This is a genomic window from uncultured Arthrobacter sp., from assembly GCF_902805515.1.
GTDB lineage: Bacteria > Actinomycetota > Actinomycetes > Actinomycetales > Micrococcaceae > Arthrobacter_D.
Window position 1 is genome coordinate 72,767 of sequence record NZ_CADCTE010000001.1, and the last position, 21,869, is coordinate 94,635.

22 protein-coding genes are annotated in these 21,869 nt (G+C 68.3%); 16 read left to right on the forward strand and 6 right to left on the reverse strand.

Annotated elements, in window-relative coordinates:
* Positions 1-265: 265 nt before the first annotated feature.
* The 5 genes from QZX79_RS00355 (at position 266) to QZX79_RS00375 (ending at position 5,395) form a co-directional block, all read left to right on the forward strand.
* Positions 266-1,087, forward strand: a complete 822-nt coding sequence (locus QZX79_RS00355) for an ABC transporter substrate-binding protein (RefSeq protein WP_294563174.1) — start codon at positions 266-268, stop codon at positions 1,085-1,087.
* Positions 1,088-1,158: 71 nt separating this feature from the next.
* The gene (locus QZX79_RS00360) at positions 1,159-1,995 is read left to right on the forward strand and encodes an amino acid ABC transporter permease (RefSeq protein WP_294563176.1); all 837 of its coding nucleotides are present in this window, start codon (positions 1,159-1,161) and stop codon (positions 1,993-1,995) included.
* Positions 1,996-1,997: 2 nt separating this feature from the next.
* Positions 1,998-2,813 carry an amino acid ABC transporter ATP-binding protein gene (locus QZX79_RS00365; protein ID WP_294563178.1) on the forward strand — a complete coding sequence of 272 codons (816 nt, stop codon included), beginning with the start codon at positions 1,998-2,000 and terminating at the stop codon, positions 2,811-2,813.
* A gap of 85 nt (positions 2,814-2,898) precedes the next feature.
* Positions 2,899-4,341 carry a diaminopimelate decarboxylase gene (lysA, locus tag QZX79_RS00370; protein ID WP_294563180.1) on the forward strand — a complete coding sequence of 481 codons (1,443 nt, stop codon included), beginning with the start codon at positions 2,899-2,901 and terminating at the stop codon, positions 4,339-4,341.
* Positions 4,342-4,474: 133 nt separating this feature from the next.
* Positions 4,475-5,395, forward strand: a complete 921-nt coding sequence (locus QZX79_RS00375) for a MurR/RpiR family transcriptional regulator (protein WP_294563182.1) — start codon at positions 4,475-4,477, stop codon at positions 5,393-5,395.
* Here the strand turns inward: QZX79_RS00375 and QZX79_RS00380 are convergent.
* Positions 5,388-5,879, reverse strand: coding sequence for a MarR family winged helix-turn-helix transcriptional regulator (locus QZX79_RS00380; protein WP_294563184.1), 492 nt, complete (start codon positions 5,877-5,879; stop codon positions 5,388-5,390). The two genes, QZX79_RS00375 and QZX79_RS00380, sit on opposite strands and share 8 nt — an antisense overlap.
* Positions 5,880-6,013: 134 nt before the next feature.
* The gene (locus tag QZX79_RS00385) at positions 6,014-6,589 is read right to left on the reverse strand and encodes an NADPH-dependent F420 reductase (RefSeq protein ID WP_294563186.1); all 576 of its coding nucleotides are present in this window, start codon (positions 6,587-6,589) and stop codon (positions 6,014-6,016) included.
* A 262-nt stretch (positions 6,590-6,851) separates the two neighbouring features.
* Between QZX79_RS00385 and QZX79_RS00390 the strand changes: the two genes are divergently transcribed.
* From QZX79_RS00390 to QZX79_RS00400, 3 genes are all read left to right on the forward strand, one after another.
* Positions 6,852-7,298 carry a VOC family protein gene (locus QZX79_RS00390; protein ID WP_294563188.1) on the forward strand — a complete coding sequence of 149 codons (447 nt, stop codon included), beginning with the start codon at positions 6,852-6,854 and terminating at the stop codon, positions 7,296-7,298.
* A 184-nt stretch (positions 7,299-7,482) separates the two neighbouring features.
* Entirely contained in the window at positions 7,483-8,559 is a 1,077-nt protein-coding gene (locus tag QZX79_RS00395) for an alpha/beta fold hydrolase (protein WP_294563189.1), read from the forward strand.
* 553 nt (positions 8,560-9,112) lie between these two features.
* Entirely contained in the window at positions 9,113-9,559 is a 447-nt protein-coding gene (locus QZX79_RS00400; protein WP_294563191.1) for a VOC family protein, read from the forward strand.
* Positions 9,560-9,664: 105 nt separating this feature from the next.
* Here QZX79_RS00400 and QZX79_RS00405 read toward each other — a convergent pair whose 3' ends face one another.
* Positions 9,665-9,955, reverse strand: a complete 291-nt coding sequence (locus QZX79_RS00405) for a hypothetical protein (protein ID WP_294563193.1) — start codon at positions 9,953-9,955, stop codon at positions 9,665-9,667.
* A 687-nt stretch (positions 9,956-10,642) separates the two neighbouring features.
* Between QZX79_RS00405 and QZX79_RS00410 the strand changes: the two genes are divergently transcribed.
* From QZX79_RS00410 to QZX79_RS00420, 3 genes are read left to right on the forward strand one after another with little or no spacing between them, the layout of a single operon-like run.
* Positions 10,643-11,500, forward strand: coding sequence for an ABC transporter ATP-binding protein (locus tag QZX79_RS00410; RefSeq protein WP_294563195.1), 858 nt, complete (start codon positions 10,643-10,645; stop codon positions 11,498-11,500).
* Positions 11,497-12,471 carry an iron-siderophore ABC transporter substrate-binding protein gene (locus tag QZX79_RS00415; RefSeq protein ID WP_294563197.1) on the forward strand — a complete coding sequence of 325 codons (975 nt, stop codon included), beginning with the start codon at positions 11,497-11,499 and terminating at the stop codon, positions 12,469-12,471. Before QZX79_RS00410 ends, QZX79_RS00415 begins: the two co-directional genes overlap by 4 nt.
* A gap of 13 nt (positions 12,472-12,484) precedes the next feature.
* A complete protein-coding gene (locus QZX79_RS00420; RefSeq protein ID WP_294563199.1) occupies positions 12,485-14,638 on the forward strand; it encodes an iron ABC transporter permease in 2,154 nt (717 codons plus the stop codon).
* 55 nt (positions 14,639-14,693) lie between these two features.
* Here the strand turns inward: QZX79_RS00420 and QZX79_RS00425 are convergent, their stop codons facing one another.
* Entirely contained in the window at positions 14,694-15,035 is a 342-nt protein-coding gene (locus tag QZX79_RS00425) for a DUF6968 family protein (RefSeq protein ID WP_294563200.1), read from the reverse strand.
* Between the two features lie 212 nt (positions 15,036-15,247).
* Here QZX79_RS00425 and QZX79_RS00430 point away from each other — a divergent pair, with 212 nt between their 5' ends.
* The 5 genes from QZX79_RS00430 to QZX79_RS00450 all read left to right on the forward strand — a co-directional run bounded on the left by QZX79_RS00430 (position 15,248) and on the right by QZX79_RS00450 (position 19,997).
* Positions 15,248-15,841: a hypothetical protein gene (locus tag QZX79_RS00430; protein WP_294563203.1), complete on the forward strand. Its 594-nt coding sequence runs from the start codon at positions 15,248-15,250 to the stop codon at positions 15,839-15,841.
* Positions 15,842-16,151: 310 nt separating this feature from the next.
* Positions 16,152-17,105: an ABC transporter ATP-binding protein gene (locus QZX79_RS00435; protein ID WP_294563205.1), complete on the forward strand. Its 954-nt coding sequence runs from the start codon at positions 16,152-16,154 to the stop codon at positions 17,103-17,105.
* On the forward strand, positions 17,102-17,989 hold the full coding sequence (locus QZX79_RS00440) for a hypothetical protein (protein ID WP_294563207.1): 888 nt from the start codon (positions 17,102-17,104) through the stop codon (positions 17,987-17,989). Before QZX79_RS00435 ends, QZX79_RS00440 begins: the two co-directional genes overlap by 4 nt.
* Before the next feature lie 33 nt (positions 17,990-18,022).
* Entirely contained in the window at positions 18,023-19,348 is a 1,326-nt protein-coding gene (locus tag QZX79_RS00445; RefSeq protein ID WP_294563209.1) for a sensor histidine kinase, read from the forward strand.
* Positions 19,293-19,997 (forward strand): response regulator transcription factor, encoded by a 705-nt coding sequence (locus tag QZX79_RS00450; RefSeq protein ID WP_294563210.1) that lies wholly within the window; start codon positions 19,293-19,295, stop codon positions 19,995-19,997. Before QZX79_RS00445 ends, QZX79_RS00450 begins: the two co-directional genes overlap by 56 nt.
* Positions 19,998-20,043: 46 nt before the next feature.
* Here the strand turns inward: QZX79_RS00450 and cofE are convergent, their stop codons facing one another.
* A complete protein-coding gene (cofE, locus tag QZX79_RS00455) occupies positions 20,044-20,826 on the reverse strand; it encodes a coenzyme F420-0:L-glutamate ligase (protein WP_294563212.1) in 783 nt (260 codons plus the stop codon).
* A 2-nt stretch (positions 20,827-20,828) separates the two neighbouring features.
* Positions 20,829-21,833: a TIGR03557 family F420-dependent LLM class oxidoreductase gene (locus tag QZX79_RS00460; protein WP_294563214.1), complete on the reverse strand. Its 1,005-nt coding sequence runs from the start codon at positions 21,831-21,833 to the stop codon at positions 20,829-20,831.
* Positions 21,834-21,869 lie beyond the last annotated feature (36 nt).

Genomic DNA, 21,869 nt, shown 5'->3' on the forward strand with positions numbered 1-21,869 from the left:
GGTTCGTGACGGCCGGACATGTGCGCCTTCCGCCTCTTGTATCAAATCATTCTCCGGACCCGGTTTGCTGCTGGCTGTAAATGAGTCCATACTCGTTTCACGCACAATGTGACCCTCCCCACACCGGGGAGCGGCCGGGGTCCCGGGACCGACATGGGCGGGCGGCTTTCGAAGCCGCCTCCGCGATGGAAAGCCCTCGGAATGCCCGCTGTGCCAGCCATTTCCGCCTCGGCCGACCCACGTCCGGCCAGCACAAAGGAGACCCATGCAGTTGCACGGAAGGTCCAAATTTGCCGCCCTCGCCGCGATGTGCGCGTTGGCGCTCACCGCCTGCGGAAGCCCGTCCGCCGCCGCCCCGGATGCATCGGCCGGCAAGGCCGACGGCGTCTCCCTCGTCTCGCCGGGCAAGCTGACGGTCTGCACCCACCTTCCGTTTGCCCCGTTCCAGGTCAACGATGATTCGGGCAAGACCGTCGGGTTCGACATCGATCTGGTCAACCTCGTGGCCAAGCGGCTCGGTGCCCAGACGGCCATCATCGACACCCCCTTTGAGGGGATCAAGTCCGGCGAGGACATGGCCACCGGCAAGTGCGATATCGCCGCCGCCGGCATGACGATCACGGACGCCCGGAAGGAAGCGATCCTCTTCTCCGAGCCGTACTTCGATGCGACCCAGGCCCTGCTGGTGCCGGACGGCGCGGACGTCACATCCCTCGAGGGGTTGGAGGGCAAGAAGCTGGGCGCCCAGTCGGCCACCACCGGCCTCGACTACGCGCAGGCGCACCCCGAGTGCGGGTGCGAAATCATCGAGTTCCAGGACCTCGCCTCACTGACGCAGGCACTGATGACCGGTCAGGTGGATGCAGCCATCAACGACCTGCCCGTCTGGACCGAGGCGCTGAAGGCCAACCCCGGCAAGGCAAGCATCAGCACCCAGTTCGACACCGGGGAGCAGTACGGCCTCGGTATGAAGCTGGGCAACACGGCGCTCAAGAAGGTCGTGGACGAGGTGCTTGCGGAGGCCAAGAGCGACGGCAGCTACGACGAGATCTACAAGGAATGGATCGGGGACGTGCCGAAGAGCTGATCGGCTGCCCGCGGCGGCCGCCGGCCGCCGCGGGCCGGAACCGGACCACGTGCAGCACCAGTGAGGAAACCATGAGCACACAGACCACCCATCCCGCCACGGAGGCCGCAGCGCCACGGCTGACACGCCGGCAGAGAGCCCGACTCTCCCTCGGCGTCCAATACGCTCTCGGGATCGCCGTCATCGGCCTCCTGGCGTTCATGACGGACTGGGCAACCTTCAGCGCGGCCTTCCTGAGGTTCGACATCCTCGAACGGATGCTCCCGCGGGTGATCCTCATCGGCCTGGTGAACACCATCATCTACGCTGCCCTGGCCTTCATTTTCGCGTTCGTGGTCGGGCTGCTGCTGGCCGTGATGAGGCTGAGTTCGGTTGCGGCCTACCGGTGGTTCGCCGGCGCGTACGTCGAGTTCTTCCGCGGGGTACCTGCCCTCGTCGTCCTCTTCATGGTCGCCTACGGCATCCCCAACGCCTTCCCTGGGTTCCAGTTCCCCGGCGACAAATACGGCATGGTAATGGTCGGCCTCGGCATCACCGCTGCCGCCTACATGGCGGAGACCTTTCGGGCCGGGATCCAGGCGGTCCCGAAGGGGCAGCTTGAGGCGGCCCGCACCCTCGGCATGAGCCACACCCGGACGATGGCGACGATCGTCATCCCGCAGGCCTTCCGGGTCGTGATCCCGCCGCTCACCAACGAGATGATCCTCCTGGTCAAGGACTCGTCCCTCGTCTATGTCCTTGGGGTCACCGCCGCCCAGTACGAACTGACGAAGTTCGCCCAGGACTTCCTGAACCGCTCCGTGAACGCCACCCCGCTGATCGTCGCCGCCCTGTGCTACCTGGCGATCACCCTTCCCCTGTCCGGCCTCGTGCGAAGGCTCGAAGCCCGCTACGCGAAAGCACGCTGACCATGCCTACCCAACCGATCCCGGCACCAGGCTCGCACGCCATCTCGATCCGCAATCTCAAGAAGAGCTTTGGCTCCAATGAAGTACTCAAGGACATCTCCCTCGAGATCGAACCCGGGGAAGTCGTCTGCATCATCGGTCCCTCGGGCTCGGGGAAATCGACCCTGCTGCGCTGCGTCAACCTCCTGGAGGTCCCGACCTCCGGAACCGTCCTCGTCGGGCCGGACGAGGTGACCCACCCCGATGCGGACCTCGACCGTATCCGCCGGCGCATCGGCATGGTGTTCCAGTCCTTCAACCTCTTCCCCCACCTGACCGTCCTCGAAAACCTCACCGTCGCCCAGATCAAGGTCTTGAAGCGGCGCAAGGAGGACGCGATCGCGACCGCGCGCCTCAACCTGCACCGCGTCGGCATGTCCCACAAGGAAGACGCCTACCCCGGACAGCTTTCCGGCGGCCAGCAGCAGCGCGTGGCGATTGCGCGGTCGCTGTCGATGGAGCCGCAGCTCATGCTGTTCGACGAACCGACGTCGGCGCTTGACCCCGAGCTCGTCGGCGAGGTCCTGGCCGTGATGAAGTCGCTCGCCAACGAAGGCATGACCATGGTCATCGTCACCCACGAGATGGCCTTCGCCCGTGAGGTCGCGGACCGGGTGGTCTTCATGGACGGTGGCTACATCGTCGAGCAGGGACTCGCCCTGGAAGTCATCGGCAACCCTCAGGAGGAGCGCACCCAGTCCTTCCTGCACCGGGTCCTCAACCCGATGGTCATCGACGCCGCCGAGGTCATTGAAGCGGAAGAGCTTTCGACGGCCTGACCCCTCGCCGGTGCCTGGCGAAGCGCGCAGGTACGGAAGGGGGAGCCGTGCAATCACTGGACAGCGGAACGAGGCACACACAGATATGACGATCGAACTGACAATGGCGCCGGCCGCGTCGCCCCTGGCGCCCCGGTGGCTCGAGGCTCCCTCCGACCTGAATGCCCTGCCCTCCAAACTCTGGGCAAGCACCGTGAGCCGGTCGGCGTCAGGGGAGCTGACCATCGGCGGCGTCGGTGTGTCGCAGCTGGCCGGGGAGTTTGGGACCCCCGCTTACGTGGTGTCCGAAGACGACTTCCGGCAGCGGGCGCGCGCGTTCCGCACGGCCTTTCATGAGGCCTTCGCGCCGCTGTGCGGCGGGGCCGACGTCTACTACGCCGGCAAGTCGTTCCTCTGTGTCGAGGTGGCGAAGTGGGTGGCCGAGGAAGGGCTGCGGCTGGACACCTGCTCGGGCGGTGAGCTGGCACTCGCGGCCCGGGCGGGCATCGAGGGTGCGAATCTCGGCCTGCACGGCAACAACAAGTCCGATGCCGAACTGGTCCGAGCCCTGGAGATGGGGGTCGGCAGGATCATCGTCGACAGCCTCCAGGAACTGGCGCGCGTCGGAGAGCTCGCGCGGGAGCGCGGCACCACCGCACCCGTGCTGCTGCGGCTCACTCCCGGCGTCCACGCCGAGACGCACGAGTTTATTGCAACGGCGCACGAGGACCAGAAGTTCGGTCTTTCGATGGCCTCCGTCGACGGGCGACCGTCCGCCGCCGAGGCCGCGGTGGCGGCCGCTTTGCAGGATGCGGGCGTCCGGCTCCTGGGGATCCATTGCCACATCGGCTCGCAGATCTTTTCGTCCGAAGGGTTCGCCCTCGCCGCCGAGCGCCTCCTGGAGTTCATCGCCGGGATGCGCACGAAGCACGGGCGCGTGCTGGAGGAACTTGACCTGGGCGGCGGGTACGGCATCGCGTACACCATGGCCGATCACCCGCAGGACCCGAAGGACGTCGCCTCGGCCATGGCCCGCGTGGTCGGCGATACCTGCGGCCGCCTGGGCATCGAGGTTCCGCGGATCTCCATCGAACCCGGCCGCGCCATCGTCGGCAGTTCGACCTTCACCCTGTACGAGGTGGGGACGCTCAAGACCAATGCCGTCGAGCACGAGGGCGGCCTGTTCCCCCGGCGTTACGTTTCCGTCGACGGCGGCATGAGCGACAACCCGCGGCCCCTGCTGTACGGAGCGGATTACTCCGCGGCCCTGGCCTCCCGCAGGTCGGGCGCCGACCCGTCGCTGTCGCGGGTGGTCGGTCGGCACTGTGAGAGCGGGGACATTGTCGTCCGCGATGTCTACCTGCCCTCCGACCTGCGCCCCGGGGATCTTCTCGCCGTGCCCGGGACGGGGGCCTACTGCTGGGTCCTCTCAAGCAACTACAACTACACGCCCCGACCTCCGGTGGTGGCGGTCGCCGAGGGCCGGGCGCGCCTGATCGTCCGGGGCGAGACGGAGGACGACCTGTTCCGCCGCGATGTCTGGTCCTGAGGATCCGGCATTTGCCCGACGCGGGAATCTTTCCACAGGAATCGGCTTGGAGGCAGGGATCGGAAAGTAGCATGACTTCCAGTTCCGGGCGGCCGGGGCGGTGAGGTAACGGATGCATTGACGGAGGTAGGGCATGTCCGAGCAGGAAGCTCCAGCGGGTCTTCCCGTGTTTGAAAGCATTCGACGCCAGCTGTCCGAGATGTCTGCCGCCGAGCGCAAGGTGGCGCGCACCCTGCTCGGCGGGCCGGCGGCGACGGGGCTCGCGTCCTCGACCAAGCTGGCGCGCCTTGCGCAGGTCAGCGGACCCACCGTGATCCGGTTCGTGAACCACCTCGGCTACGCCACCTATGCGGACTTCCAGGACGCGGTGAAGGGCGAGGTGGTCGCCCGGGTGACGACGCCGGTCGAGCTGTACCCTGAGGCGCCAAGTGCCGGGGGCGGTGCGCTCGATGACTTCTCCGCCACCCTCGGCTCGGCGATCTCGGACACCCTGAACCGCCTCTCGCCGGAGGATCTCGCGGCGGCGGGGGAGCTCCTTGCCGATCCACGCCGGAAGGTGCTCGTCTTCGGCGGATGGTTCAGTTCGTCCCTGGCCCGGCACCTCGCCGCCATGCTCCAGGAGTTGCGGCCCGGCGTGGAATTTATCGATGAAGCGCGCACGCAGCGGGTGGCGGCCCTGTGCGATGCCGACAAACGTACGATCGCCGTCGCCTTTGACTTCCGGCGCTATGAGGCCGAAACCGAGAAGCTCGGCCGGGCGCTCGTCGACCAGGGTGCGAAACTCGTCCTCTTCACCGACCCGTGGCTGTCCCCGCTGGCCGATGTGGCAAGTGCGGTGCTGCCCGCTTCGGTGGGAACACCACGGCCGTTTGAGTCCTACGTGTCGAGCATGGCCGTGGTGGAGGCGCTCACCGCGCGGGTTGTCGACCTGACCTCGGCGGCCTCCCGGGCCCGGTTCGAACGCTACGGATCGTTCGTCGACACCCTGGTTCCACATTGGGAGTACCGGCGGGGGATCGACACCGCGGAACCCGGCTCCGGGGCTCCTAGCTAGCGTCGGGGTGATACATCGGGGCCAGTTTCCCGAGCGGGTCGATCCGGCGTAGCAGGGCATCGCTGATCGCAGCCAGCTGGGAGAGCTGCTCCGGCGTCAGCGCGTCGATGACATGGTGGCGCACCGTGTTCACGTGGCCGGGGGCTGTGGCGACAACCTTGCGCCGCCCCTCGGGGGTCAGTCTGGCATTGGTGGCCCGCGCATCCTCCGGACAGGGGAACCGCTCGATCAGCCCGCGGGACTCGAGCCGCCGGACGACATGGGAGAGCCGTGGCAGCGTTGCGTTCGTCTGGGCCGCGAGCGAGGTCATGCGCAGGGTGTCTTCCGGAGCTTCCGAAAGCATGGCTAGCACGTAGTAGTCGAAGTGGGTGAGGTCCGCGTCCCGGCGCAGCTGGGAGTCAAGTACTCCGGGCAGCAGTTCGACGACTGCGACAAACCGTTTCCAGGCGGCGAGTTCCTCTTCTGTCAGCCATTGGGTATCCACGGCTCTATTCTCGCAAGAAAGGGTGGAACCGATGACGCCGCCGCGCACGGCCCGAGCCTGCGGGTGCAGGCTCCGGGCGGCGGCCTCAACGGCTGCCGCCCCGATTCCTGGGCGCGGTCGCCACGGGCGGACAGCTAGGACTGGAGGGCGAAGCCGCCGGCCCAGGAGATCTTCTCGCCGGCGGCGAGGGTGATCTGCAGGAAGCCGAGCGCCTCCACTTCGCGGGCGCGGCGCAGCGAGCCGGCGTCAACGGCCTTGAGCCCACCGCCCTTGATGATGTCCGCGAGCTGCGACTTTGCGTCAGCGTCGTCTCCGGCGAGCAGCACAGTGGTGGGCTGACCGGCGATGGTTCCCTCCGCAAGGGTGGCGGCGAAGGTGGTGCTGAAACCCTTGATGACGCGCGAGTCGGGGAGCGCGGCCTGGATCTCGGCGGTCGCCGAGGAGTCAGCGGGCACTGTCAGGGAGTCGAACGTCGCGAAATCGAGCGGGTTGGTGACGTCCACGACAATCCTGCCGGCGAACTGCCCGCCGCGCTGGGCCAGGACCGCGCTGATCGCCGGGTAGGGGACGGCGAGGACAACGATGTCTCCGGTGACGGGCTTGTCCGTATCACTGCTGCCGAGAAGTTCGACCGTGTTGCCGCTCTTTTTGACGATGCCGGCGATTGCCGGACCCATATTGCCCTTACCGAGGATGCTTACTGTGGTCATGACGGTCTCCTTAGACTTGTGCATCTTTAGTTGATGCTACAAGTAATTTAGCAGACGATAGTTGAAGATACAACTGATCGCCGATCCCCCTCCCCACTGTGCGGAGCGGAGCCGGGGAATTATCTTCCACTTTCATAAGTTGATACGTGAACAGGATCAACAAGTCCTAAGTCAGGAGTATTAATACCTTCTGACGGTACTCCGGCCGAGGCAGATCAGCCCCAACGCCCCGCCAATTCACCAACCAGCAAGGAACTGAATCATGGATTACAAGCTCGAACTCATCATCCTGCCCGTCGCCGACGTCGCCGCCGCGAAGGCGTTCTACGACAAGCTCGACTGGCGGCTCGACGTCGACATTCAGGGCGAGGGCGGCTTCCGGGCCGTGCACTACACCCCGACCGGATCCCACGCCTCGATCATCATCAGCAACGGCCTCACCGACGCCGCCCCCGGCTCCACCCGCGGCACCTACCTCGTGGTCGACGACATCGAGGCCGCCCGCGCCGACATCGCCTCCCGCGGCATCGAGGTCACCGAGGTCTTCCACGAGGCCGAGGGTGGCATCCCCAGCGTCCGGACCGAAGGACGCACCCCGGGCCTGGCCCCGGAGCGCGCCAGCTACTTCTCCTTCGCAATCTTCAAGGACCCCGAGGGCAACGAGTTCATCCTCCAGGAGATCACCACCCGCTTCCCCGGCCGCGTCTAACTGGCCTTGCCAGGGCCGGAACCCGCGCGGGTTCCGGCCCTGGCTCCGGCACCGGCCGATGCCGCGGACCCGCATTCACTCATCGGGCCCGCGGCATCTCTGTGCCGTTCTGCCGTTCCGGAGGCGCACCTTTCGTGACGGCAACCATCAATTACCCTCGGTGAGTTTCATGAAAGGAACCTCCATGCCCAACCTTCCTTCGAATGTGAATTCGACACCCCCCGATACCGCGTCACCGCGTTCCGCCGGGCGCACGCGGCACCGCTGGATCGGTGCCGCTGCGGCGGCCGCCGCAGCGCTGGTGGTCGGCACTGTCTCCGCAGGGGCCTCCGAGCCCAAGTCGGGACCGGAAAGCTGGGTGACCAAGGGCCAGGAGCTGCCGGCGGGCTTCAGCGACACCTTCGAGAGCCGCTTCGTGGAGGCCAACGGCATCCGCCAGCACGCGGTGATCGGCGGGGAAGGCCCGGCGGTGCTGCTGGTGCACGGTTGGCCGGAGGATTCCTACGCCTGGCGCTCAGTCATGGGGCCGCTGGCCGAGGACCACACCGTGATCGCCGTGGACCAGCGTGGCATCGGCCTGACCGAGAAGCCCGCGGACGGCTACGACTCGGCCACCCTGGCCGATGACCTTGCCGCGCTGATGACCGAACTGGGTCACGAGAGGTTCTCCGTGGTCGGCCACGACACCGGATACTTCATCGGCTACGCACTGGCCGCGGACCACCGCGACCGGGTCGACCGGTTCGCCGGCGTTGAGGTTCCGGGCCCTCCCGGGATCACCAAGGGCGGTCCCTCGCTGTTCTCCGATGAGCCGACCAACAACCGGCTCTGGCACATCCCCTTCAACCGGGTCGACGACGAACTGATCGTGAACCTGGTCCGGAACAGCGCCGAGGAGTTCTACCGCTACGAATACCGGATCCAGGGCGGCGGGTACACGCCGTCGGAGCAGGCGATCAAGTACTACGTCAAGCAGTACAACCGCGACAAGGACAGCCTCCGCGCCAGCTTCGAGCTCTACCGCGAGTGGGATACCCTGGTCGCGCAGAACGCCGAACGCGCCAAGACCCCGCTGACCATCCCCGTGATCGGCATCGGCGGCCAGAAGAGCTGGGGGCCGGCCGCCGCGGCGGGGATCAAGGCCGCTGCCCCGCAGGTGCAGACCGCCGTCATTCCCGGCGCCGGCCACTGGCTTGCCGAGCAGGCCCCCGAGGAACTGGTCAACGTGCTGCGCCCGTTCCTGGCCGCGGACGCCCGGTAGGCTCCACCTCACCAGCACCACCTGCGAAGCCCATCACCGTTGCGGTGGTGGGCTTCGCTGCATCCGCGGCCGGGAGCGGGGCGTTGCCGGCGCCCAGGAATCAGCGTGACCACCTCGGCCAGCGGCGGCCCGCGGTGGGGCTGGAACCGCGCGTCGGTAACACAAGGCGAGTGTCTGGTCGGCCTCCATGTGCAGTCGGTAGGATGCCACGCGTGCGGTGTAATCCGGCAGGGCATCTGGGTCGGGACCGTGGAAAGAGGCTGAGCCTCCACGGTCATGCCGACCTGCGCGGCCTTGTCTCCGCACCGGTTTCCGTGGACGAGCATCTGCTCGGCCGCCTCCGGCAGCCAACTGCCGGCGGCGTGGGTCCCTGCGGCCGCGACGCCCCGCTCCCGGGCGGAGCTCCGCGCCGGTGAAGCGGTGGCGCGGGAGTGTGCTTCTGCAACCCGCCCGGCGTGTGTCCATACCCTGCCAATCCAGTTGAACTGTCAGAAGTTCGGGGCCCCTCCACCACCGTCGCTGGCGCGCCCGGGCACAACTAAGGAACTGAATCATGGACTACAAGCTCGAAGTCATCGTTCTGCCCGTTGCCGATGTCGCCGCCGCGAAGGCGTTCTACGACAAGCTGGACTGGAGGCTGGATGTCGACCTCAAGGGCGAGGGCGGCTTCCGCGCCGTGCACTACACCCCGACCGGATCCCCTGCCTCCATCATCATCAGCAGCGGCCTCACCGACGCCGCCCCCGGCTCCACCCGCGGCACCTACCTGGTCGTCGACGACGTCGAGGCCGCCCGCGCCGACATCGCCTCCCGCGGCATCGAGGTCACCGAGGTCTTCCACGAGGCAGACGGCGGCATCCCCACCCCCAACACCGAGGGGCGCGTCCCGGGCCTGGCCCCGGAGCGCGCCAGCTACTTCTCCTTCGCGATCTTCAAGGACCCCGAGGGCAACGAGTTCATCCTCCAGGAGATCACCACCCGCTTCCCCGGCCGCGTCTGACCCAGAATGACCAACGGGACCCGTGCGATGCGCACGGGTCCCGTTGGAGGTGGACCAGTTGAGGCTGGTGTCTGGTGCGGCGCCAACAGCCCGCCGGGGCGGAGCTCAGCGGCGCGACCTGCGGTTCAGGAAACGGGTGAGGATGCGGGCGCGGAGGCGCAGCAGCTGGGGCACGAGGCCGTAGATCACGATGGGGACGGCGACCGTGGCGAGGACCAGGGTGCGCAGGACGGGGTGCAGCAGCTCAAGCCACTGGCCGAAGGCGAGATTGATGATGGTCAGCGTCGGGAACACGGACAGCCAGATGATCAGCGCCATCTGGTGGGTGTTCGGCGGTGCGGGACGGCGCGGGGTGACCGTGGAGGCCGGGGCGGTGGACGCGGTGGAGGTGGACATCGTTTCTCCTAGGGAGATCTTTTGGTGGTGAAGAAGTGAAGCGGAACGGCCCCTGGGTGTCCCGGTCGGGGTGGGGGTGTTCCCTGTAGGGGCGGTGCGCCACCGCCGCCTCTTTGTTGGTCTGTTGCCGATTCAACGCGGTGAAAGGCCGCGCTTATTCCGCGCCCCGCGCTCTCCCACGTTGCGCACTGTCCGGCCAGGCGGACTTCCATCCGCCCTGCGCCGCCGGAGGCGAATACGGGATGTGTTCGCCTCCGGCCTGCGCGGACTACAGATGGACTGTCCTGCGGCCTCCGGCATCGGAGGCCGGAGCGGGTTACTTGACGGAGACGGCGGCCTTCTCGATGAGCTCTGACACGTCCTAGGGCGCCTCGAGCGTGGAGAGGTGGCCGGCGTCGACCTTCTCGATCACGCCGTGGGCACGGTGGGCCATGGCCAGCTGGCCGTCAAAAAACCGCCGATGCCCTGGTGCTCCTGCGGGACGGCGTGCTCGTAGGCAGCTACCTCGACGACGCATCCAAAGCCCGACTGGCCTTCCTTCGCGTTGCCCGCTCGATCGCCGGCCTGCGGTAATCCGGCCCTAACGCAAGTCCTGCGAAGCCCGTCGCCGTCCCGGTGATGGGCTTCATCCATGAGGGCGAGTCCCCGGTTGGCGGTCTTAGGTAAGGCTAAGCTAAGGTTCCCTGTGTGATCGAAGCAACTGAACTTTCGGGCCTGGAAGCCAGCGACCTTGTGCTGCGCTATGGGGACCGGGACGTGGTCCACGGCGCGGCGCTGACCCTTGAACCGGGCCGGATCCTTGCCCTCGTCGGGCCCAACGGCAGCGGCAAGTCGACCCTGTTGCGGGCGTTGGCCCGGTTGCACCCGGCGTCCACGGGGGCGATCACCGTGACCTCCTCGGACGGCGCGGCGGCCGACGCGCTGATGATGAAGCGCAGCGACTTCGCCCGGCACGTAACGCTGCTGTCCCAGAGCAGACCGGTACCCCACGGGCTGAGCGTCCGCGATGTCGTCGAGTTCGGGCGCCATCCGTACCGCGGCCGGTGGCGGGCCGCAGACCCCGAGGGAGCCTCGGCCGTGGAGCGCGCCATGGAGCTCACCGGTATCACTGCCCTGGCCGGCCGGGGTGTGCACGAACTTTCCGGCGGGCAGCTGCAGCGTGTCTGGCTGGCGGGATGCCTGGCCCAGGACACCTCGGTCCTGCTCCTCGACGAGCCAACCAATCACCTGGACCTGCGCTACAAGGTGGAAATCTTCGACCTGCTCCATGACCTTGCCCGTGTGCACGGCGTGGCGATCGGGGTGGTGCTTCACGATCTCGACGAGGCGGCCGCACTCGCCGATCACGTCGTGGTGCTCTCCGGCGGCCGGATCGCCGCCGCCGGGCCCGCCTCCGAGGCGCTCGACGCGGACCTGCTCAGCGACGTCTACTCAATTCCCATCGTCACCCACACCGACCCCCTGACCGGCCGGCTGCGTACGCGCGCCGTCGGACGGCACAGCGAGAGACAGATCTCCCCACCCGAAAGGTCAATCCATCCATGAAGATCTCCAAGGCTCTGGCCGCCACGGCCGCCGCGGCACTGCTGCTCACCGGCTGCGGCACCACCGAAGACGCCGCCGGTGCGGCATCAAACGGCTCCGGAGGCGGAGAACCCGTGACCGTGACGGACGCCCGCGGCGTCGACGTTGAGTTCGACGCTCCGGCGACCCGGGTCGTCGGCACCGAATGGAACGTCGTCGAGAACCTTACGACCCTCGGCGTCATGCCCGTCGGCGCCGCCGACATCAAGGGGTACAAGGACTGGGTGCAGGCCGGCAAGCTCGACGACACCGCCACGGACATCGGCACCCGCGGCGAGCCGAGCCTTGACACGATCGCCTCGCTGGACCCGGACCTGATCGTCGCGACCACCGACCTGGCCGAAACCGTCATCACGCAGCTTGAGGAGCTGGCTCCCGTCGTCGTCGTGAAATCGGCCGACGCCGGCCGGCAGATCGACCAGGCCAAGGACAACCTCAGGCTCGTTGCCGAAGCAACCGGCACCGAGGCCAAGGCCGAGGACGCCATTGCCTCGTTCGACGCCGCGGTGGCCGAGGGCAAGGCCACCCTTGAGGAGGCGGGGCTGGCCGGATCCAAGGTCGCCTTCGCCGACGGCTGGGTTGCCGACGGAACGGTGTCAATCCGCCCGTTCGCCAAGGGCTCCCTGCTGACCGACATCAACACCGCACTCGGACTGGCCACCCCGTGGACGCAGGAAGGCGACCCGGCCTACGGCCTGGCCTCCACCGACGTCGAGGGCCTCACCACCCTCGACGCCGACAGCTTCGTCTACATCACCAACAGCGCCGACGGCGACTTCACCGAGGAACTTGCCGACAACGCCGTGTGGACGTCCCTGCCGTTCGTGAAATCCGGTCAGGTGCACCGCCTCGACGACGGCATCTGGATGTTCGGCGGCCCGGCCTCGATGACCCAGTACGTCGAGGCCATCACCGCGGCCCTGACCGAGTAGCGCCAGCCGCGTCATGACCGAGACCGTGAAGAGGGCCGCCCCGGCCGCCCGGCCCGCACCGGCCGAACCGGAGGCCGTGGCGGGCGCGCCCGTGCTCCCGCACCCGCGCCCCGTCCCGCGCGCCCGGGGTTCGGCTGCGGTCACTGCCGGCGTCGGGCTCGTGGTTCTGGTCATCTTCGCCTTGATCCACCTCACGCAGGGCACCGCCGACGTCGGACCCGCCGACCTGCTGGGGCTTCTGACCGGGGGCGGCTCCGACCAGGAGGCGGCGGTGCTGGTCGCCTCCCGCATCCCCCGGCTGGCTGCCGGAGCCCTGGTCGGTGTGGCGCTGGGGGTCGCTGGAGCCGCGCTCCAGTCAGCCACCCGCAACGTCCTGGCCGCCCCGGACACCCTGGCGGTCAACGCGGGCGCCCACTTCGTCATCGTCGCCGTCGCCGCCTTCGGCATCACCCTTCCCGCCCTGCTCTCCGGCGGCCTAGCCTTCATCGGCGGGCTGGCCGCCGCCCTGCTGGTCCTTTCCCTGTCCGGGGGCGGCGCCAACGGCAACGGCGGGCCGATCCGCCTGGTGCTTGCCGGCACCGCGCTGGCACTCGGGCTGCATTCGGCCACCGGCGCGCTGCTGCTGCTCTTCAGCCAGGAGACCACCGGGCTTTACGCCTGGGGCCAGGGCAGCCTCGCCCAGTCCAGGCCCGACGAACTGCTGCAGTTCACCCCGGTGGTCCTGGCGGCCGCCGCAGGGCTTGTGGTGCTGTCCCGCCGGCTGGACCTCCTCGGCCTTGGTGATGACGCCTCCCGGCTGGCGGGAGCGGATCCGCGTTTGGCCCGCGTGGGCGCGGTCGTCCTTGCCGTCGTGCTCTCCGCGTCGGCGGTGGCCATCGCCGGCCCGATCGGGTTCGTGGGGCTGTGCGCGCCTGCCATGGTGCGCCTGCTGGCCTCCCGCGTCCGCGGCCTGGGCCGGCACCGCGCGCTGCTCCCCGTTTCCGGACTGGCCGGCGCGGTGGTGGTGATCGGGGCCGACGTGGTGGTGCGCGGTGTTTTCGGCGCCCAGGCAGGAGTGGAGGTGCCGACGGGCGCGGTCACCACAGTCTTCGGTGCGGTGTTCCTCGTGGTCCTGGCGCTGCGCATGTCCGATGCCGGCCTGAGCGCAGCCGGGGACGCGCTGGCACGGCTGCGCTCCCGCAGGTTCTTCCTGGCCGTCCTGGCCGGCCTGGTGTTTCTCCTGGTCGGGCTGCTGGTGGCCGGAGCGCTGCTCGGCGATGCGAAACTGCTGCTCGGTGACCTGGCCAACTGGCTCACCGGCCGGTCCGGCGACCGCGTCAGCGCGGTGCTGGAAACCCGGGTGCCGCGCGTCGTGGCGGCTGTGCTCGCCGGTGCGGCACTGGCGATCGCCGGGGCTCTGATCCAGGCGGTCTCAAGGAATTCGCTGGCAGAACCGGGCATTCTTGGCGTGTCCGGAGGGGGCGGGCTGGCCGCAATCCTTGTCATCACCACCGTCCCGCTGGCCGGATCCTGGCTCATCACCGGGTCGGCGCTGCTGGGCTCGGCGGTTGCGGCGCTGCTGGTCTTTGGGCTGGCGTTCCGCGGCGGGCTGCAGCAGAACCGCCTGGTGCTGATCGGCATCGGGGTTTCAGCCGGGCTTGCGGCGGTCATCACCGTCCTTTTGGTGGCCACCGACCCCTACAACCAGACCAAGGCCCTCACCTGGCTCTCCGGTTCCACTTACGGCCGGACCTTCGCCTCGACCCTTCCGCCGCTGGCGGCGCTCGCGCTCACGCTGCCCGTGCTCACCGGCCTGCGGCGCGACCTTGACCTGATCGCCGTCGACGACGATTCCCCCCGGGTGCTGGGCGTCCGGCTGACCGCCTCGCGGCTGCTGGTGCTCTCCGCGGCGGTGCTGCTGACGGCCGGGGCGGTGTCCTCGGTGGGCGTGATCGCCTTCGTGGGCCTGGTCGCACCGCATGCCGCCCGCAGCCTGGTGGGGGCGCGGCACGTGCGGGTGCTTCCCGTGGCGGCGCTCATCGGAGCCTGCACGGTGGTACTGGCGGACGCGGTGGGCCGGACGGTGATCGCCCCGGCGCAGATCCCCGCCGGGATCATGACCGCACTGGTGGGCGCGCCGTACTTCGTCTACCTGCTGTGGCGCTCGCGCGTCGACCGGACCGCCTAGACGGGCGGACAGGCGCCGTGCAGAGCAGGACCGAACTCCTCCGGAATCATCCCCCTTAGAGGAGCAGTTCGGTGCCGTGCGCCGTCGTTTGGGGGAATCCGAGGTTCGATCCTCCGAGGAAGGTGAGCTGCTGTGCGGTCAGCGCCAGCCGGTTACCGATCGTGACCGTGGCCAGCAGCAGCGCCTGGACCGCATCGATGCCCAGTGCGTAGCCGTCGGATTCCTCCGCTCCCGGCCCCTCGATCCGGAAAGCGCAGTACCAGTCACCGGGGGCATCCGGCATCCGCTGGGGTGCACAGAGGCTCACGGTGACGCCGCCGCCGTCACCCGTCCGCAGGGACCGCGACGCGATGGCGCGCGAGGGGTTGAAGGCGTAAGGGGATCCTGAGTCAGTCATGACCCCAGTCCTATCAGCGTTCCGGCCGGAGGCCCCGCTTTGCCGCCGGCGGCTCCGAAAAGATCAGCCAAAAGAGTGACGCCCCCGGGCCGGAATCTCCCTCCTACTGCTGACGCGCCGGCATGCCCTCCGCACCTACGCTTCAGGGGTCAATCGACCACCCCTCCCGCGCCGCAACCGGTGCCGGAGCAACCCTGAGGAAAAGAAGAACAATGGAAACGCTGCAACGCATCGAACGCTTCACCCTGGTGCAGAAGCTCACCGTGCTGGTGAACCGTTACGAAATCCGTGCCACCGACGACGCCGGCGCACCGGGCGCCCTGCTCGCCGTCGCCCAGCAGAAGCGGGCGGCCTTTCGGGAACAGGTCACCTTCTACGCGGACGAAGGGAGAACCACCGCTCTGTTCTCGTTTCGGGCTCGGCAAAGCCTCGACGCCGGGGCCACCTATGACGTGTTCGACGTCGGCGGCAGGCCGATCGGCAGCTTCCGGAAAGACTTCGGCAAGTCCCTGCTGCGCTCCACCTGGCACCTCGACGCCAAAGGAGTGAAGGCCGTGGGCAGCGAACGCAGCGCCGGCGTGGCGGTGGCCAGGCGGCTGTGGGACCTGACGCCGATCGCCGACTTCCTCCCATCCCCGTTCCTGTTCCACTTCGACTTCCTCGACACGGCCGGTCAGCCTGTCCTGACCTCGGAACGCCGCCGGTCGCTGGGCGACAGCTATCGAGTCACCGTCCCCGGAGGGCAGGTTGATGGGCGGGTCGCCGCCGCCATGGCCGTCGCCCTCGACGCACTGCAGGCCCGGTAGTTCCCGGCAGTTGGCGACGCCCCTGCGACGGCGACAGCCGGGCCGGGGGCGCGTCGCGGCCCCGCGGGAATAATGTAAGTGGCCGGCAACTTAGACGGGGTGGGAGGACGGTGTCCCCGGATCACCCCCACAAGGAGTTCCACTCCGGCCGTCCCGGGCACGGCATCCGGCGTCATTCGAAAGACGTACGACGGCGTGCCCCGGGATCATCCCTGAGGCCGGTTACCGGGCACCTGCCCCGGCCTAGGTTGGGAGAAAGCCTGCAGAAGCAGGCTTCCAGAACGCATTTCACTATTCGAAGGACGCAGTCATGATCGAGGCACAGGCACTCTCAAAGCGGTACGGAACCAAGACCGCCGTCGACGCTGTGTCGTTCACCGTGCAGCCCGGCAAGGTGACGGGATTCCTTGGCCCGAACGGTGCGGGCAAGTCCACCACCATGCGCATGATCGTGGGCCTCGACAACCCGAGCGGTGGCCGGGCCGCCGTGAACGGGCTGCCCTACGCCCAGCACAAGGCGCCCCTGCGCGAGCTGGGAGCCCTGCTGGACGCCAAGGCGGTCCATCCCAAGCGCTCCGCCTACACCCACCTGCGCGCCCTGGCCGCGACCCACGCCATCCCGGACAGCAGGGTCCGGGAAGTCATCGAACTGGCAGGTCTCGGTCCCGTCGCCAAGAAGCGCGTGGGCGGATTCTCGCTCGGGATGGGGCAGCGCCTGGGGATCGCCTCTGCGCTCCTCGGCGATCCGCAGACCGTCATCCTCGATGAACCGGTCAACGGACTGGACCCCGAGGGCGTCCAGTGGGTGCGCCGCCTTGCCAAGTCTCTCGCCGCCGAGGGGCGCACCGTCTTCCTCTCCTCGCACCTCATGTCGGAGATGGCACTCACGGCCGATCACCTTATCGTGATCGGGCGCGGACGCATCATCGCCGACGCTCCGATCCAGTCGATCATCGACGGTCAGGGTGCGGCCCGGGTCCGGGTCCGCGCGGACCGGCCCCAGGACCTCCTCGGCAGCCTCGCCGCCGACGGCGTCTCCTCGCAGATCCTGGAGCCCGAACTGCTCGAGGTCACCGGTGTGGAGCCCCGCCGGATCGCGGAAATCGCAGTACGCAACGGCGTCCTGATCTACGAACTGACACCGATCCAGGTGTCCCTCGAGGACGCCTACATGCAGCTCACCTCTCAAGAAGTCGAATACTCCTCGCAAAGTCCGCTCTCCAGCGGTCTCCTTGCGGCTTCAACCGAAGGACCCCGAGCATGACCACGCCAGCCACCACCGCACCCACCCCCGCCCTGCCGGACCCGCGTCCGCATCCTCGGCACGAATTCGGATCCGACGTCTCCTTCGGCCGGGTCCTGAAGTCCGAGTGGATCAAGATCACCAGCGTGCCCTCGACGGTCATCCTGATCATCATCACCACCGTCGTCATGATCGGCCTGGCGGCCCTGCTCGCCTGGCAGACCACCCTGTCGCTCAACCTCGAGGCTGATCCCGAGATGGCCGCGCAGATGCAGGGGTCGTCCGACGCCGCTTCCGCCGCACTCGGCATCCCGGGGTCGGGCCTCGCCTTTGGGCAGCTCCTCATCGCGTCGCTCGCCGTGGTGCTCATCGCGTCCGAGTGGGGAACCGGAATGATCCGCTCGACCCTGGTTGTCGTTCCGCGCCGGAGCCTCGCCCTGCTCGCTAAACAGTCCGTCATGGCCGGCATCTCCTTCATCGTGGGTGCTGGGTCGGCCCTCGTTGCCTACTTCGTCGTCCAGCCCGTCCTGAACACCGCGGATCTGGGCTTTGCCCTCAGCGACGACGGTGCGCTCCTGCACATCGTGAACACCGGGCTGGTGCTTGCCCTCGTCTCCATCTTCGCGATGTCCATCGGCACCCTGATCCGCAACACCGCGGGCGGGGTCGTCACCTCGATCGGCGTCCTGCTCGTCCTGCCGATCCTCTTCACCGTCTTCGGTGCGGGCACGGAGTGGGTTGCCGACGCTGCGCGGTTCCTGCCGAGTTCCGGCGGAGATCAGATGGTGGCGACAACCATCGCCGAGGGTGCCTTCACCCAGTGGCAGGGTGCCTTGATACTTGGCGGTTGGTCGCTCCTGCTCCTGACCGCATCGCTTGCCGTCACCAGGAAGCGGGACGTCTGATCGCCCCCTACACTCGCACCATGGAATCGACCCATGAGTGACACGCCCTCGGTGAGGGGGTCCGCGCAAGGAACGGACGGGGGCTCCCTCACCGAGCTCAATGCCCGCAGGCGCGGTCCCCTCCGGCGGTACTTCCGCCGCCACCCCCGGACGATGGACGCCGTCGTCGTCCTGGTGTTCCTGGTAATCGCCCTCCCCGATGCGATCGTCGTGACCGTGGAGTCCGGCAACGGGCCGGGCGTGACCGGCGTTCTCCTGGCGGCCGGAGCGCTCGCCGTCCGCCGCGGCCGACCCCTGATAGTCCTCGCCCTCGTGGCGTTGCTTGAGACACCGGTAACCCTCCTCACCGGGGGGACCGTCGCTGTCAGCGCCGCCGTCCAGATCGCCCTGTACACCGTGGCTGTGGCCCATCCGCTGAGGAAGTCCCTCCCCGCAGCGGTTGGTGCAATTATCCTGACGGTCTCCGCCATCCTCCTGTTGCCGAACGAAAGATTCGCCGAAGCGCCCGGCGTCATCTTCCTGCTGATCGGGTTCCTCGTGATGTTGTTGGCCGTCGCGTTCGGGATCGGGGTCAGCGTCCGGCGCGGCCGCGAGCACGAGGACGAGGTACGCCGTTGGGCCGCCCGCAACGCGGAACTGGCCTCGGCGGAGGAACGGAACCGCATCGCCCGGGAGATGCACGACGTGATTGCGCACTCCCTGACGGTCATGGTGGCGCTCGCCGATGGTGCCGCCGTCGTGATGAAGCGCGACTCCGACCGTGCGCTGGCCGTCCTCGGTGAGCTTTCCAGCACGGGCCGCGCGGCAACCGCCGACATGCGCCGGGTCCTCGGCGTCCTCCGCCTTGAGGCACGGGCCGGTTCCCTTGAGCCGCTGCCGGCGTCGGGTTCGCTGGCGCAGCTGTTCGACGGCTTCCGTGCGGCAGGCCTGCCGCTGCGCGTGACGAGCAGTGGGCCGGGGCTGCCTGAGGATCCGGCATTCCAGCTCACCGTGTACCGGATCATCCAGGAGTCACTGACCAACGTCCTGCGTTACGGCAAGAGCGTCACGGCCGTGGATGTCTCCATCGCGAGGGCCGGGGACCGGGTGGCCCTGCGGGTCTCCGACGACGGGCGGGGCGCCATGGACCAAGCGGTGTCCCTCGGCTCCAGCCGGGGTGTCGCCGGCATGCGGGAGCGCGCCGCAATATATTCAGGTACCGCCCAAAGCGGTGCGAGGCCCTCGGGCGGCTGGGTCGTTGAGGCGCAGCTGATTGTTCCGGACACCGGCGACGGTGCGGGACACCAGGAGAGGAAAAGGAACAATGACAACGAACCCCACCACGCAGGGCGCACCCATTCGGGTCCTGCTCGCCGATGACCAGCCGCTGCTCCGGATGGGTTTCCGGCTGATCCTCGAGGGCGAGCCGGATCTCGAGGTGGTGGGGGAGGCCGGCACGGGGGAGGAGGCGGTCCGCCTTGCGGGCAGGCTGGTTCCCGACGTCGTCCTGATGGATGTGCGGATGCCGCTGGGGGATGGGATCGAGGCCACGCGGCGGATCACCGCATCCGGGGTGGCATCGCGCATCATCATCCTGACCACCTTCGACCTCGATGAGTATGCGTTCGCCGGGCTGCAGGCCGGAGCGTCGGCCTTCCTGCTCAAGGATGTGGCGCCGTCGGACCTCGTCTCGGCGGTGCGCGTGGTGGCCAGCGGTGATGCGGTCGTCGCGCCGCGGGTCACCCAGCGGCTGCTGGAAACCTATGTGAGGTCACTGGCACCGGCGCAGGCAGCTCGAGCGGTGCCGGATAAGCGGCTGGCCGACCTGACCCCGCGGGAGCGGGAGGTCCTTGAGGCGGTGGCGGAAGGTCTGTCGAACGCTGAGCTGGCGAAACGGTTCTTCCTCTCGGAGGCGACGGTGAAGACCCACGTGCGGCGCATCCTGATGAAGCTCGGCCTTCGGGACCGGGTGCAGGCGGTGGTATACGCCTACGAACACGGCATCGTGGTGCCCGGCCCGGCGCAGTGAGCGGTTACCGCCCTGACTCCACAGGGGCGCCCGGCGGGACGGACGCTCAGTCCCGGGCGGCACGGGCCGCCAGCCCAGCGGCGTATCCGGCCGAATAGGCCTCTTCGGAACCCTGCCGGAACATGTCCTCTGCCGCCGGACGCACCAAACTCGCTGCGCCGGGGGTGGAGTCCAGGTCGGCGTCGTCGACCACGAAGCGCGAAAGTCCGCGGACGACGGCGACGGGGACCCCTTCGGCCTTTCCCTTGACCAGGTCGGCGGCGGCGGCAATTTCATCGCCGACCGCCGGAACCGATGCCTTAAGCAGGTGGCCTGAGCGGTCGCGGGTCCCGCGGAGGTCCTCAAGCACCTGCACCCCTGCCGCCCCGATGGCCGCATCCGTCTGGCCCTGCCGCCAGGGCCGGCCGAGCGTATCGGCCATGATGACGCCGAGCCGCAGCCCGGTGGCCTTCCTGAGGCTGCGGCACAGCCGCCGGGCCGAGGCGTCCGGGTCGACGGGCAGCAGCAGGACGGTGCCCGCCGCCGTATTGCTGGTATCGACTCCCGCCGCCGCCGCGATGATCCCGTTGCGGTTCTCAACAATGCGCGTCACACCGCCGGGGTGGGTCCTGGTGGCGACGACCCTCACGGTTTCCCGGGTGATTGCCTCCTCCCGGTCCTCCGCCCGCACCAGGCGGCCCTCGGCTTTGGAGAAGATCTTCGACGACACCACGAGGATGTCGCCGTTCCGCAGCGTCCCGGCCGAGACCTCCCGGATCACTTCCCCCAGATCCGTACCCTCGGTGATTTCCCCGATTCCTTGGAGCGCGAAGGCCCGTAGCTGATCCATGCTCACCACCTCAGGGCGGGAAGGACGCTGCGGGAGAACTCATCGATCCACTCCCGCTGGTTGCGGCCGACGTTGTGGAGATAAATGGTGTCGAAGCCGAGGTCAACGAACCGCTGGATCTGCGCGCGGTGGACGTCGGGATCCGCCGAGATCACCATGCGCCCCTCAAAGTCCTCGGGCCGGACCAGTTTGGCCATCTGCTCGAGTTCAAAGGGCGAGCGGATGTCACCCTTCGGGAACTTCATGCCGCCGTTGGGCCACTCCGTCATCGCGTTGGCCAGGGCGGTCTCGTCGGTGTCGGCCCAGCTGAGGTGGAGCTGGAGGACCTTCTTCAGGGTGTCCGGGTCCTTGCCCGCCTCGGCCGCCCCCGCATGGAACCGCTCGAACAGCGACTCGATTTTCTCGAGCGGCGCGCCGACGGTGATCAGCCCGTCGGCGTGTTTGCCTGCCCGCTTCGCAGTCACGGGGCCGGCCGTCGCGACGTGGATTTCCGGCGGAACCTCGGGCATGGTCCACAGCCGGGTCGATTCCATCTTGTAGTACTGACCGTTGTGGCGGACATCCCTGCCGGCCAGGGACGCCGTGAACAACTTCGTGATGATGTCGATCGCCTCGAACATGCGGTTGATCCGCTCGGGGACCTCCGGCCAGTACCCGCCCACGATGTGCTCGTTCAGGGCCTCGCCTGAGCCCAGCCCGAGCCAGTGCCTGCCCGGATACATGGCGGCAAGGGTCGCCGAGGCCTGCGCCACCATCGCCGGGTGCCATCGGAACGTGGGCGTGGTGACGCCCGGTCCGAAGCCGCCGCGGGTGCGTTCACCCACGGCGGCCAGGACGTTCCACACGAACGAGGACTGCCCCTGGGCCGGCACCCAGGGCTGGAAATGATCGGCCGCCATCACCCCGCTGAAGCCTCTTTCCTCGGCGTAGGCGGCCAGCGCGACCGCCTCGGTCGGGTGGAACTGTTCGAGCATGGCGGCGTACCCGATGTTCGACGAGGTGGTCATGGCAGTTTCTCTTTCACGGTAGAGGGAGGTGTGCCG